Source organism: Mycolicibacterium septicum DSM 44393 (assembly GCF_000455325.1).
Classification (GTDB): domain Bacteria; phylum Actinomycetota; class Actinomycetes; order Mycobacteriales; family Mycobacteriaceae; genus Mycobacterium; species Mycobacterium septicum.
Window position 1 is genome coordinate 896,521 of the sequence record NZ_HG322953.1, and the last position, 13,162, is coordinate 909,682.

General features: G+C 67.1%; 10 protein-coding genes, 1 tRNA gene and 1 pseudogene. 9 read left to right on the forward strand and 3 right to left on the reverse strand.

The features are described from left to right. Positions 1-1,496 (forward strand): DNA polymerase I (gene polA / locus TX88_RS35475; protein WP_244438711.1); only part of this gene is annotated, 1,496 nt, incomplete at its 5' end. Here polA and TX88_RS31085 read toward each other — a convergent pair. Continuing rightward, positions 1,493-2,680 carry a PrsW family intramembrane metalloprotease gene (locus tag TX88_RS31085; RefSeq protein WP_244438712.1) on the reverse strand — a complete coding sequence of 396 codons (1,188 nt, stop codon included), beginning with the start codon at positions 2,678-2,680 and terminating at the stop codon, positions 1,493-1,495. The genes polA and TX88_RS31085 overlap by 4 nt on opposite strands. 238 nt (positions 2,681-2,918) lie before the next feature. Between TX88_RS31085 and rpsA the strand changes: the two genes are divergently transcribed. The 3 genes from rpsA (at position 2,919) to TX88_RS31100 (ending at position 6,438) form a co-directional block, all read left to right on the forward strand. Continuing rightward, positions 2,919-4,358, forward strand: a complete 1,440-nt coding sequence (rpsA, locus tag TX88_RS31090; RefSeq protein WP_003884756.1) for a 30S ribosomal protein S1 — start codon at positions 2,919-2,921, stop codon at positions 4,356-4,358. A 75-nt stretch (positions 4,359-4,433) separates the two neighbouring features. Further along, positions 4,434-5,597: a dephospho-CoA kinase gene (gene coaE, locus TX88_RS31095; protein ID WP_044524421.1), complete on the forward strand. Its 1,164-nt coding sequence runs from the start codon at positions 4,434-4,436 to the stop codon at positions 5,595-5,597. 106 nt (positions 5,598-5,703) lie between these two features. Next, positions 5,704-6,438, forward strand: a complete 735-nt coding sequence (locus TX88_RS31100; RefSeq protein WP_044524028.1) for a FadR/GntR family transcriptional regulator — start codon at positions 5,704-5,706, stop codon at positions 6,436-6,438. A 2-nt stretch (positions 6,439-6,440) separates the two neighbouring features. Here the strand turns inward: TX88_RS31100 and TX88_RS31105 are convergent, their stop codons facing one another. Next, positions 6,441-7,007, reverse strand: a complete 567-nt coding sequence (locus TX88_RS31105) for a hypothetical protein (protein WP_044524029.1) — start codon at positions 7,005-7,007, stop codon at positions 6,441-6,443. A gap of 11 nt (positions 7,008-7,018) precedes the next feature. Next, the gene (locus TX88_RS31110; protein WP_209447147.1) at positions 7,019-7,525 is read right to left on the reverse strand and encodes a ribonuclease FAU-1 family protein; all 507 of its coding nucleotides are present in this window, start codon (positions 7,523-7,525) and stop codon (positions 7,019-7,021) included. Positions 7,526-7,592: 67 nt separating this feature from the next. On the opposite strand from TX88_RS31110, the gene uvrB reads away from it, so the two are divergent. From uvrB to TX88_RS31135, 5 genes and pseudogenes are all read left to right on the forward strand, one after another. Beyond that, positions 7,593-9,752, forward strand: coding sequence for an excinuclease ABC subunit UvrB (gene uvrB, locus TX88_RS31115; protein WP_044524031.1), 2,160 nt, complete (start codon positions 7,593-7,595; stop codon positions 9,750-9,752). Positions 9,753-9,797: 45 nt separating this feature from the next. Then, positions 9,798-11,190 (forward strand): annotated as a pseudogene (locus tag TX88_RS31120) (MFS transporter). Positions 11,191-11,356: 166 nt separating this feature from the next. Next, positions 11,357-12,124: a DUF899 domain-containing protein gene (locus TX88_RS31125; RefSeq protein WP_044524427.1), complete on the forward strand. Its 768-nt coding sequence runs from the start codon at positions 11,357-11,359 to the stop codon at positions 12,122-12,124. Positions 12,125-12,185: 61 nt separating this feature from the next. Beyond that, a tRNA-Cys gene (locus TX88_RS31130) sits at positions 12,186-12,256 on the forward strand. A 60-nt stretch (positions 12,257-12,316) separates the two neighbouring features. Next, on the forward strand, positions 12,317-13,162 hold the full coding sequence (locus TX88_RS31135; RefSeq protein ID WP_044524033.1) for an acyl-CoA thioesterase: 846 nt from the start codon (positions 12,317-12,319) through the stop codon (positions 13,160-13,162).

Here is a 13,162-nt window from a genome sequence, read left to right on the forward strand (position 1 = left end):
CATTGCGCGGGGTCACCTCCGACACCGCGCTCGCCGCCTACCTGGTGCGGCCGGGGCAGCGCAGCTTCGCCCTCGACGATCTGGCGGTGCGGTACCTGCGTCGCGAGCTGCGCGCCGAAACGCCTGAGCAGCAACAGCTTTCACTGCTGGACGACTCTGAGGGAGTCGACGAGCAGGCGGTGCAGACGCTGATCCTGCGGGCCTGCGCAGTCCTCGACCTCGCCGATGCGCTGGACGAGGAACTGGCCCGGATCGACTCGTCGTCCCTGCTGGGCCGGATGGAGCTGCCGGTGCAGCGGGCGCTGGCCGAGATGGAGTCGATCGGCATCGCCGTCGACCTGGACAAACTGCAGGAGCTGCAGAGCGAGTTCGCCGACCAGATCCGTGACGCCGCCGAGGCCGCGTACGCGGTGATCGGCAAGCAGATCAACCTCGGGTCGCCCAAGCAGCTGCAAGCGGTGCTGTTCGACGAGCTCGAGATGCCCAAGACCAAGCGCACCAAGACCGGCTACACCACCGATGCCGATGCGCTGCAGTCACTGTTCGACAAGACCGGTCATCCGTTCCTGCAGCATCTGCTGGCACACCGGGACGCGACCCGGCTCAAGGTCACCGTCGACGGCTTGCTCAACGCGGTGGCCTCCGACGGGCGGATTCACACCACGTTCAACCAGACCATCGCGGCGACCGGCCGGCTTTCGTCGACCGAGCCGAACCTGCAGAACATTCCGATCCGCACCGAGGCGGGCCGGCGCATCCGCGACGCGTTCGTGGTCGGTGGGGGCTCGGACGGGCCGTACGCCGAGCTGATGACCGCCGACTACAGCCAGATCGAGATGCGGATCATGGCGCACCTGTCGCGAGACGAGGGCCTGATCGAGGCTTTTAATACCGGTGAGGACCTGCACTCGTTCGTGGCGTCGCGGGCGTTCTCGGTGCCGATCGACGAGGTGACCCCGGAGCTGCGCCGACGGGTCAAGGCGATGTCGTACGGCCTGGCCTACGGGCTGAGCGCCTATGGGTTGGCCAGCCAGCTCAAGATCTCCACCGAAGAGGCCAAGGTGCAGATGGAGCAGTACTTCGACCGGTTCGGCGGGGTGCGTGACTATCTGCGTGACGTGGTCGACCAGGCCCGCAAGGACGGGTTCACCTCAACGGTCCTGGGCCGTCGTCGCTACCTGCCGGAACTCGACAGCAGCAACCGCAATGTGCGCGAGGCGGCCGAGCGGGCCGCTCTCAACGCGCCGATCCAGGGCAGTGCCGCCGACATCATCAAGGTGGCGATGATCAACGTCGACGAGGCGATCAAGGCAGCCGGGCTGAAGTCACGGATGATCTTGCAGGTGCACGACGAGCTGTTGTTCGAGGTGGCCGACGGCGAGCGCGAGGCCTTGGAGGCTCTGGTGCGCGAGCACATGGGCAACGCCTACCCGTTGGATGTGCCGTTGGAGGTGTCGGTCGGGTACGGCCGCAGCTGGGACGCCGCGGCGCACTAGCGGACGGGCGCCTGGTAGTGCGCCATCCAGTGCAGGATCGGTGCGGCTGACCGCGCGGCGGTCACCGCATACACCTCTTCCTGCTGCAACGCGTACACCTGCGCGTTGCCGAAGCCACGGTCGATGCGGTCCCGGACGAAGGCCAGTTCGACGACGGCGGCGGCAAACGCCGCGACGGCCTTGCCCGCGGGGCGCCCGCCGGCCAGTGTGGCCTGCTTGATCGCGCCGTGGCGGGCCTTCAACGACCCGAGCCAGGTGGCCTCATTGGGGGTGATCAGCCCGGCGGCGACCATGCCCGGCAGTTTGGCGGCCACCACCCGCTGCTCGCGGCGACGGCTGATGACCGCCACCACGATCATCGTGACGAAGATCGGCACCATCCAGACCGCGTACACGATGAAGTAGGTTCCGGCGCCCACCAGCGACGAACCGTTCCACAGTCCGTGCATGAACACCGCGCCCAGGTAGCCGGCCAGGACACAGAGCACTTTGGCGCCGGTGCTGCGCCGTTGCAGCGCGAAGTAGACCCCGATCGCGGTCATCGTGGTGAACAGCGAGTGGGCGAACGGCGCCATGATCAGGCGCATCGCCGCCGTCAGCAGCGATCCGGCCAGCGAATCGGCGCTGGAGATGTACATGATGTCTTCGAGCCAGGCGAAACCGAGACCGACCAGGCCGGCGTACACCAGGCAGTCGGTCAGGGAGTTGAGCTCGTTGCGGCGCCGCCCGGTCATCATGATCAGCAGGAACAGGCCCTTGGCGGCCTCTTCGATGAACGGCGCCCGGATCGCCACCGAGGCGAAACTGTGCGCCGACTCGGCCGAGTCGACGCCGGGTGCCAGCAGCGCGTCGGTGAACAGGCTCAGCACCAGGGACAACACGATGGCGACCGCGGCGCCCCAGCCGAAGGCCAGCAGCAGCAGCCTGGGCGGTTCCGGTTCCCACCGGTCCAGCCACAGGTAGGCGAACACCGCCCCGGTCATCACGATGCTGGACAGCGTGAACCCGATGATGGCGCCGACCGGGTTGAGCGCGGTGAACAGCAGTACCAGTGCCCCGATGACGACGCCGCAGGCGATGATCGCGGCCAGCGGGGCGCCGACCTTGCGGACGGGTCGGGGCATCGGCGGGGTGATCGGAAACCACGGCCGATGGACCGGACCGGGGGTCGGGGAGTACGCCACCTGCAGAAGCGTAGCCGTGGGTAGGCTGCGTGCCCGGCACAAATTCGGACGACGGTCCGGCGCGCCTCTGGCACCCCGTCGCGGGGGCGGTTTGTCCTGCGTGTGCCTGGTCGAGTACCCTCGTTACGTATCTGTGTGCACAGCTTGACACCGTCGGGTCACTGCCACGGATCAGTACCAACGCATTACAGCAATACCACTGTCCCTACTAGTAAACCTGTCCGGAGCAACCCACCACATGCCCTCTCCCTCCGTCACCTCGCCGCAAGTAGCCGTCAACGACATCGGCTCGGCTGAGGATTTTCTCGCCGCCATCGACAAAACCATCAAATACTTCAACGATGGCGACATCGTCGAGGGAACCATCGTCAAGGTTGACCGTGACGAGGTCCTGCTCGACATCGGTTACAAGACCGAAGGTGTCATTCCTTCCCGCGAACTCTCGATCAAGCACGATGTCGACCCCAACGAGGTCGTTTCCGTGGGCGATGAGGTCGAGGCCCTCGTTCTCACCAAGGAGGACAAGGAAGGCCGCCTGATCCTGTCCAAGAAGCGCGCTCAGTACGAGCGTGCTTGGGGCACCATCGAGGAGCTCAAGGAGAAGGACGAGGCCGTCAAGGGCACCGTCATCGAGGTCGTCAAGGGCGGCCTGATCCTCGACATCGGTCTGCGCGGCTTCCTGCCCGCATCGCTGGTCGAGATGCGTCGTGTCCGCGATCTGCAGCCGTACATCGGCAAGGAGATCGAGGCCAAGATCATCGAGCTGGACAAGAACCGCAACAACGTGGTGCTGAGCCGCCGCGCCTGGCTGGAGCAGACCCAGTCCGAGGTGCGCAGCGAGTTCCTCAACCAGCTGCAGAAGGGTGCCATCCGCAAGGGTGTCGTCTCGTCGATCGTCAACTTCGGCGCCTTCGTCGATCTCGGCGGCGTCGACGGCCTGGTGCACGTCTCCGAGCTGTCCTGGAAGCACATCGATCACCCGTCCGAGGTGGTTCAGGTGGGCGACGAGGTCACCGTCGAGGTGCTCGACGTCGACATGGATCGCGAGCGGGTTTCGCTGTCGCTCAAGGCGACTCAGGAAGACCCGTGGCGTCACTTCGCCCGCACCCACGCGATCGGTCAGATCGTGCCGGGCAAGGTCACCAAGCTGGTGCCGTTCGGCGCGTTCGTCCGCGTCGAGGAGGGCATCGAGGGCCTGGTGCACATCTCGGAGCTGTCCGAGCGCCACGTCGAGGTCCCGGACCAGGTGGTCCAGGTCGGCGACGACGCGATGGTCAAGGTCATCGACATCGACCTGGAGCGTCGCCGGATCTCGCTGAGCCTCAAGCAGGCCAACGAGGACTACACCGAGGAGTTCGACCCGTCGAAGTACGGCATGGCCGACAGCTACGACGAGCAGGGCAACTACATCTTCCCCGAGGGCTTCGACGCCGAGACCAACGAATGGCTCGAAGGCTTCGACAAGCAGCGGGAGGAGTGGGAGGCTCGCTACGCCGAGGCCGAGCGCCGGCACAAGATGCACACCACCCAGATGGAGAAGTTCGCCGCGGCCGAGGCCGAGGAAGCTGCCCGTCCGGTGTCCAACGGGTCCTCGCGGTCGGAGGAGTCCACTGGTGGCACGCTGGCCAGCGACGCACAGCTGGCAGCTCTGCGTGAGAAGCTCGCAGGCAACGCCTAAGAAGTAAGACAACGAACGCCCCGGCCCATTGGGTCGGGGCGTTCGTCGTTCCGGGGGCCTGACAGACTGGTGGGCGTGCTTCGCATCGGGTTAACCGGCGGTATCGGCGCCGGGAAGTCAACAGTGTCGGCCACATTCAGCGATCTGGGCGGCATCATCGTCGACGGTGACGTCATCGCACGTGAGGTGGTCGAGCCGGGAACCGAGGGGCTGGCCAAGCTGGTCGAGGCGTTCGGCGACGGGATCCTGCTGCCCGAGGGCGCGCTGAACCGTCCAGCCTTGGCGGCGGTCGCCTTCAGCGACGACGACAAGCGCGCCACCCTGAACGGCATCGTGCATCCGCTGGTGGCGCACCGCCGATCGGAGCTCATCGCCGCGGCCCACGAAGATGCGGTGATCGTCGAGGACATCCCGCTGTTGGTGGAATCCCAGATGGCGCCGATGTTCCCGTTGGTCATCGTGGTCAACGCCGATCCGGAACTACGCGTCAAGCGGCTCATCGAATACCGCGGATTCACCGAGGAGGACGCCCGCGCCCGCATCGCGGCGCAGGCCACCGAGGAGCAGCGCCGCGCCGTCGCCGATGTGTGGCTGGACAACTCGGGCAGCCCCGGCGCCGTCGTCGAACAGGCCCGTGCCCTCTGGCACGAGCGGATCCTGCCGTTCGCGCACAACCTGAAGGTCGGGCAGCCGGCTCGTCGCGACCCCGCGGTGGTGCCCTATGACCCGAGCTGGCCCGATCAGGCCCGCCGGATCGTGGCCCGGCTCAACACCGCATGCGGACACCGCGCGGTGCGCATCGACCACATCGGCTCGACCGCCGTGCCGGGGATGGATGCCAAGGACGTCATCGACGTGCAGGTGACGGTCGAGTCCATGGCGGTCGCCGACGAACTTGCCGATTCTTTGCTGACGGCCGGCTATCCGGTGGTGGCGGGTATCACTGCGGACACCCCGCACGACGAGGATCCAGCGCTGTGGCACAAGCGTTTCCACGCGTCGGCGGACCCGGGCCGGCCGACCAACGTGCACATCCGGGTCGACGGCCGGCCCAACCAGCGGTTCGCCCTGATGTTCGTCGACTGGCTACGGGCCAACCCGAGCGCGCAAGCCGACTACCTGGCCGCCAAGCGTGCCGCACTGACCACGCCCGACTACGCCGTGGCCAAGGAGCCGTGGTTCCTGGATGCCTACCGTCGCGCGTGGAAGTGGGCCGACGCGACCGACTGGCGGCCCTAGATCCCTGGGCCGCACCAGGTTTCGCGTCATAAGGCCCAACGGTCAAGTGTTTGGACCGTACCTCCCTACCGTGCGGTAGCGTTTGGGGCGTCCGAAGGGGGGACGCATGTCAACTGCCAAGCCGGCATTGGTTCCGGTGCGACAGATCGCCGCACATGAACTGGTGGTCGACCAGATGCGGCGGGCCTTGGAACTCGGTCAGTTCCGGCCCGGTGACCGGCTGCCCACCGAACGCGAACTCTCCGACATGCTCGACGTGTCCCGCACCACCGTGCGCGCTGCCGTGGCGGTTCTGGAGCGGGAGGGGCTGATCACGGTGCGACGCGGGCGGGGCGGCGGGTTCACCGTCCAGGCGCCGCAGTACGACCCGGCCGCGATGCGCCGGGAGTTGCGCCGCAACAAGCGTGAGATCCGCGATGCCTTCGACTACCGCGTCATCGTCGAAACCGGGGCCACCCGGCTGGCGGCCGAGCGCCGCCGCACCACCGATGTGAGCGAGCTGCGCAAGCTGCTGAAAGGCATGGATTCCGCGCTGCAGACCGGGATGGACGAACCGTCGGCCCGGCACACCACGGACTTCCAGACCCTGGACTCGGCGTTTCATCTCGGCATCGCCCAGGCCTCGCAGAATGGCCGGTTGATCGAGGCGGTGGCCGATGCCCGCCGGAGGATGTGGCTACCGGTCGGTGCGATCTTCGGACGTCTGGAGCCCAACGCCAACGACTATCACGAGTCGATCCTCGCAGCGATCGAGAACCGTGATCCGGAGCTGGCCGCCGCCCTGATGGCGGCGCACATCAACGACACCCGGCACACGGTCGAGTCCTGGCTGAAGCGCTGAGGTCAGGTGGCCGGTGGTGCGGGTTCCGGGACCGCCGGGTCGGCCGCCGGCGGCATCGCGGCATCGGTTCCGCCCGGGGCGGTGTCGATGACATTGCCCGGTACCGCGTTGTTCAGCGGGGCGCCACAGGGCAGGCTGCCGTAGTTCGGATCATCCTTGGGGCGGGTCAGCCGCGGGCCGACGAAGGTGTCGGCCTGGGCGATGACCTGGTCGTCCACCAGGATCTCGCAGTGCAGGTTCGCCGAGTACGGCCAGTCGATGCGCACCGCCATGCCTGCGGTCTCGGGATTGGTCACCACGCCGGTGGCTTCGAATACCCGGCCCGGCAGCATGGACGGGTCGGCGGTGTTGATGTTGGCGTCGTCGATCTTGTAGGCGATGGTCGCGTTGCGCGACACCCCGTCGATCCTGGCGCGGTAGGTGACGTTGTGCAGCTGCTGGTCGGGCAGCGGTTCCACCTGGGGCGGCGCTTCCGGGTCGGCCTGTGCCGCAGCCGGGATCAACAGCGCGCCGGTGAGGAGTCCTGCCAGCGCGGGGAGGGCTCCCCAGGCGTACTTAGCTGAGCTCATGAATCCAGACCTTACGCTCCCCGCCACGTGAGGGCCATTCCGTTGCCGGACAGCCACCGGTCGAGCTGATAGCCGCAGCTCGCCAGGCCCTCGATGGCGGTGGCTGCGGTTTGCACCGCCTGCTCGCCTACCTCTGGGCTCAGTAGACCGTGCCGAACCGCGGTCAGCAACTCGTCGACATCGCACAGTTCGACGCCGCGCCCGGTGCGGATCACCAGATCCAGGTAATGGTCCTCGGAATGCCAGGCGGTCGGGCCGGCGGTATAGCTGCCGACATCGAGGTAGAAGTCCTGGTCCCGCTCGTGGCCGGGGCTGAAATGGAACACGCTGGCCCGCAGCCCGAGTGACGGGAGCAGCCACGATTCCAGGTAGTGGAACTGGGCCCGGCCGGGCGTCGGGCGGGCCATGTAGAGGCCCCACGGCTCGACGGTGTAGACGTCGACGGCCCGCACGATGCCCTTTGGGTCGGTGTTCGTGCGGGCCACCAGGTCGAATGTCTCGTGCTTGGGCGGATGGATGGGCCAAGCCTACGCGGGGAGCGAACGCGGGAGGAAGTTGTCGGTGCACAGTTCTACGCTGGTGAGCATGGCCTTTGCGACCGAACACCCCGTGCTCGCGCATTCGGAGTACCGGGCTGTCGATGAGATCGTCCGGACCGGTGCCCGGTTCGAGGTGGTCAGTGAGTACGACCCTGCCGGTGACCAGCCGGCCGCCATCGACGAGCTGGAGCGCCGCATCAAGGCGGGCGAGCGTGACGTCGTGCTGCTCGGTGCGACCGGTACCGGAAAGTCGGCCACCACGGCGTGGCTGATCGAGCGGCTGCAGCGGCCCACCCTGGTGATGGCGCCGAACAAGACGCTGGCGGCGCAGCTGGCCAATGAACTGCGGGAGATGTTGCCGCACAACGCTGTCGAGTACTTCGTCTCGTACTACGACTACTACCAGCCCGAGGCGTACATCGCCCAGACCGATACCTACATCGAGAAGGACAGCTCGATCAACGACGATGTCGAGCGGTTGCGGCACTCGGCGACCTCGAGCCTGCTGTCGCGGCGCGATGTGGTGGTGGTGGCCTCGGTGTCGTGCATCTACGGCCTGGGCACGCCTCAGTCCTACCTCGACCGTTCGGTGGAGTTGGAGGTCGGTCAGGAGGTGCCGCGCGACGGGCTGCTGCGGTTGTTGGTGGATGTCCAGTACAACCGCAACGACGTGGCGTTCACCCGTGGCACGTTCCGGGTGCGTGGCGACACCGTCGAGATCATCCCGTCCTACGAGGAGCTCGCCGTGCGCATCGAGTTCTTCGGCGACGAGATCGAGGCGCTGTACTACCTGCACCCGCTGACCGGCGACATCGTCCGTCAGGTCGACTCGCTGCGGATCTTCCCGGCCACCCACTACGTGGCGGGCCCAGAACGGATGGAACATGCGATCTCGACCATCGAGGCCGAGCTCGAGGCGCGGCTGGCGGAGCTGGAGGGGCAGGGCAAGCTGCTGGAGGCCCAGCGGCTGCGCATGCGCACCAACTACGACGTCGAGATGATGAAGCAGGTCGGGTTCTGCTCGGGCATCGAGAACTACTCGCGCCACATCGACGCGCGTCCGGCCGGGTCGGCCCCCGCGACGTTGATCGACTACTTCCCCGAGGACTTCCTGCTCGTCATCGACGAATCCCACGTCACGGTGCCGCAGATCGGCGGCATGTACGAGGGAGACATGTCGCGTAAGCGCAACCTGGTGGACTTCGGTTTCCGGCTGCCCTCGGCCGTCGACAACCGGCCACTGACCTGGGAGGAGTTCGCCGACCGGATCGGGCAGACGGTGTACCTGTCGGCGACGCCTGGCGCGTACGAGATCAGCCAGGCCGGCGGCGAGTTCGTCGAACAGGTGATCCGCCCGACCGGTCTGGTCGACCCCCAGGTGGTGGTGAAGCCGACGAAGGGCCAGATCGACGATCTGATCGGCGAGATCCGGGCCCGCACCGAGCGCGACGAGCGCGTACTGGTCACCACGCTCACCAAGAAGATGGCCGAGGACCTCACCGACTATCTGCTGGAGCTCGGCATCAAGGTCCGGTACCTGCACTCCGAGGTCGACACCCTGCGCCGGGTCGAGCTGCTGCGGCAGCTGCGCCTCGGCGAGTACGACGTGCTGGTCGGCATCAACCTGCTGCGTGAGGGTCTGGATCTCCCCGAGGTGTCGTTGGTGGCGATTCTCGACGCCGACAAGGAGGGCTTCCTGCGTTCCACGCGCAGCCTGATCCAGACCATCGGTCGTGCGGCGCGCAACGTGTCCGGCGAAGTGCACATGTACGCCGACAAGATCACCGACTCGATGCGGGAGGCGATCGACGAGACCGAACGCCGCCGCGCCAAACAGGTCGCCTACAACGAGGCCAACGGGATCGACCCGCAGCCGCTGCGCAAGAAGATCGCCGACATCCTCGATCAGGTGTATCGCGAGGCCGACGACACAGAGTCGGTCGAGATCGGTGGCTCGGGACGCAACGCCTCGCGGGGCCGGCGTGCTCAGGGTGAACCGGGACGGGCGGTCAGTGCCGGCATCGTGGAGGGCCGCGACACCACCAACATGCCGCGCGCCGAACTGGCCGATCTGATCAAGGATCTGACCGAGCAGATGATGACCGCCGCACGGGATCTGCAATTCGAGCTCGCGGCGCGGATCCGGGACGAGATCCAGGACCTGAAGAAGGAGTTGCGGGGGATGGACGCGGCCGGCCTGAAATAAGCCGGTGTTGACCTCAACGGCGGTTCAGCTTCTAGCGTCATCGATGTGACCGATACCGTGACGCCCGACGTTGGGACCTGGCGGCAGTTGTTGGGCGCCAGACATCTGGGCGCGTCCACCGTGTTGGCCGGCGGCGTGCTGCTGTATGCCACCAACGAGTTCCTGACCATCAGCCTGCTGCCCAGTGCGGTGGTCGACATCGGCGGGCAGCGGTTCTACGCCTGGGTGACGACGGTGTACCTGGTTGCCTCGGTCATCGCAGCCACCACGGTCCACTCGATGCTGATGCGGCTGGGCCCGCGGCAGGCATATCTGTTGGGGCTCACGGTGTTCGGTGCCGGAAGCCTGGGCTGTGCGCTGGCGCCGAGCATGGAGGTGCTGCTCGCCGGGCGTACCGTGCAGGGCTTCGCCGGCGGATTGCTTGCCGGGCTGGGGTACGCGGTGATCAACACCGCGTTGCCGAATACGTTGTGGACCAAGGCCTCTGCGCTGGTTTCGGCGATGTGGGGGGTCGGCACCGTGATCGGCCCGGCGGCGGGTGGGCTGTTCGCGCAATTCGGGCACTGGCGGTGGGCCTTCGGCGTGCTTGTTGTGTTGACGGTCGCGATGGCCGTGCTGGTGCCGGTCGCACTGCCCGGCCGCACTGGCGGTGCATCGGCTCCGGCACCCGGCATTCCGGTGCGGTCGTTGACCGTGCTGGGCGCGGCGGCCATGGCGGTGAGCGTCGCCGGTATTCCTCACGATTGGCGGGCCACCGCAGCACTGCTCGCCCTCGGGGTGGCGCTGGTGGCCGTGTTCCTGTTCGTCGACCGGCGCGCCGCCGCATCCGTCCTGCCGCCCAGCGCATTCGGTCCGGGTCCGCTCAAATGGATCTACCTGAGCCTGGGCGTGTTGATGGCCGCCACCATGGTCGACATGTACGTGCCGCTGTTCGGCCAACGGCTGGCGCATCTGACGCCGGTGATGGCCGGGTTCTTCGCTGCGGTGCTGTCGGTGGGCTGGACCGCGGGGGAGATCATCAGCGCCTCTCTGCAGAATCGGCGCGTGATCGTGCGCACGGTGGCGTTCGCCCCCGTGGTGATGGCGGTCGGCCTGGTGGCCGGGGCGGTGTTGATCCGGGACGGGATGGCGCCGTGGCTGGTGCTCATGTGGGCAGCGGCGCTCGCGGTCACCGGCGCCGGTATCGGTATCGCCTGGCCTCCACCTGTCCGCCTGGGCGATGAGCAGCGTGGACGATCCGGCTGAGGGGCCGGCCGCCGCGGCGGCCATCAATACGGTGCAGCTGATCTGCGGTGCGTTCGGAGCGGGCCTGGCCGGCGTGGTCGTCAACCTCAGCGCAACGGCGGACGCGGCCGCAGCGCGCTGGCTGTTCGCCACATTCGCGGTCCTTGCCGCGTTCGGTGCGGTCGCCTCGTTCCGGTCCGGTCGCCGGGCCTGATCGGTCCCGCCAGGCCCCACGACTTGCCCCGCGAGCGACCGTGTCTGTACCGCGACACGCCGTCAATCGGCGACCATTTGCGGTCGCTCGTGCTCGCTACCCAGCGATGAGTTTCGTCGGCGGCGCGGGTCTCACTCGTATAGGACCGATACGAGGAGTGATTTCGATGCCGCTGACGCTCAATGCCTACCCAGATGTCGCCACTCGGGACGACTGGCTCGAGGCGCGAAAGAAACTGCTGGCCGCCGAACGCGAGGTGACGCACCTGCGCGACGCGGTCAACGCCCAACGGCGCAGGCTGCCGATGGTGAAGGTGGACAAGGACTACACGTTCGAGGGGCCGAACGGCGAAGTGCGACTGGTCGATTTGTTCGAGGGTCGTAGCCAGCTCTACATCCACCACTTCATGTGGATCGACGCGATCGATCGGGGTTGCCCGAGTTGCACGGCGGCGGCCGATCTGACCTTCACCGCACAGGATCGAGACCTGTTGCACGGCAAGGATGTCACGTTCGCGTGTGTGTCCCGGGCTCCGTACGCCAGCATCGCGGCGTACCGGGACGAGCACGGTTGGACGTTCCCGTGGTACTCGTCGCGCGACGGCGACTTCACCTACGACTACCACGTGACGCTCGATCCGGCCCGTGCCCCAATCGAATACAACTACAAGTCCGCCGACGAGCTACGCGCCGACGGCTTCAGCGACGACGATCTCCGGGGCGACTGGCCGGGGGCCAGTGTCTTCCTGCGTCGCGGCGACGAGGTCTTCCACACCTACTCGACCTTCGCGCGCGGCCTCGACCACTCCGCGGTGGGGTACCCGTTCCTCGACCTCACCCCGTACGGGCGGCAGGAACCGTGGGAGGACTCGCCGCACGGGTGGCCGCAGGTCGGACCGGCGGTCGGCAGGCCGGTGGGGGACTGCGACGGTTAGTGATCATTGAGATCGAAACCATTGGCGGGCGCCGGAGTGGCTGGCAGAGTAGCCAATCGATGCGGGTGTGTCTGAGTGGCTAGGAACCGGCCTGCAAAGCCGTTTACACGGGTTCGAATCCCGTCACTCGCTCGGATGACAGCCCCCGCCCGCTAACGGGCGGGGGCTGCATCGAATAATGCTGCGGTGCCCATGCTGCCTCTTGCCGACATCCTGTCCACGCTCGACCTGGTGGAGTCGGGTGACGGCATTTTCGTCGCAGAGCAGCGGGACAACTCCAGCCATCACATCGTGGGCGGTCATATCGCGGCCCAGGCGCTGATGGCGGCCAGCCGCACCGTGCCCGGCCGATCGCCGCACAGCCTGCACGTTTACCTGCTGCGGGCCGGGGACGCCCGGTATCCGGTGCAGATGGAAGTGAACAACCTGCGCGACGGCGGATCGCTGTCCACCCGCCGGGTCATCGGCCGCCAAGGCGACGAGGTGTTGCTGGAGGCGCTCGTCTCGTTCAGCGTCGACATGGACGCCGCGGATTACCAGCAATCCCGGCCCGCGGTGCCCGATCCCGAAACCCTGCCCCCGGTCGAGGAGCAGCTGCAGGCGTTCGCCGATGAGGCCGGTGGGTTCTGGGTGCGCCCGCAGTGGATCGAGCGACGCTACATCGATGCACCACCACGGCTGGCGATCGATCTGCCGGAACCGCCGGAACGCACCCGGATGTGGTGGCGTCCTGCCGAGCCGGTCATCGACGATCCGATCGTCAACAGCTGTCTGCTGACGTACTTCTCGGGCACCGCGTTGCTGGATTCCACCCTGTCGATGCGGCGCGGAACCCACGTGACCACGTTCTCCGCCCTGATCGACCTCGCCGTCTGGTTCCACCGCCCCGCCGATCTGACCGATTGGCTGTTGTCCGACCAGGTTTCACCCAGCGGCATCAACGGGCGCGGCCTGGCCAGTGCCACCGTCTACAACCGGGCCGGCCAGCTCGTGTGCTCGTCGACCCAGGAGATGTACTTCGGCCGCCGCCGCGACTGA

Coding starts and splice junctions, on each gene's coding strand:
- TX88_RS31100 (WP_044524028.1), top strand. CDS start 5,704: ATGTCAACTGCCAAGCCGGCATTGGTTCCGGTGCGACAGATCGCCGCA.
- rpsA (WP_003884756.1), top strand. CDS start 2,919: ATGCCCTCTCCCTCCGTCACCTCGCCGCAAGTAGCCGTCAACGACATC.
- uvrB (WP_044524031.1), top strand. CDS start 7,593: ATGGCCTTTGCGACCGAACACCCCGTGCTCGCGCATTCGGAGTACCGG.
- TX88_RS31105 (WP_044524029.1), bottom strand. CDS start 7,007: ATGAGCTCAGCTAAGTACGCCTGGGGAGCCCTCCCCGCGCTGGCAGGA.
- TX88_RS31125 (WP_044524427.1), top strand. CDS start 11,357: ATGCCGCTGACGCTCAATGCCTACCCAGATGTCGCCACTCGGGACGAC.
- TX88_RS31135 (WP_044524033.1), top strand. CDS start 12,317: ATGCTGCCTCTTGCCGACATCCTGTCCACGCTCGACCTGGTGGAGTCG.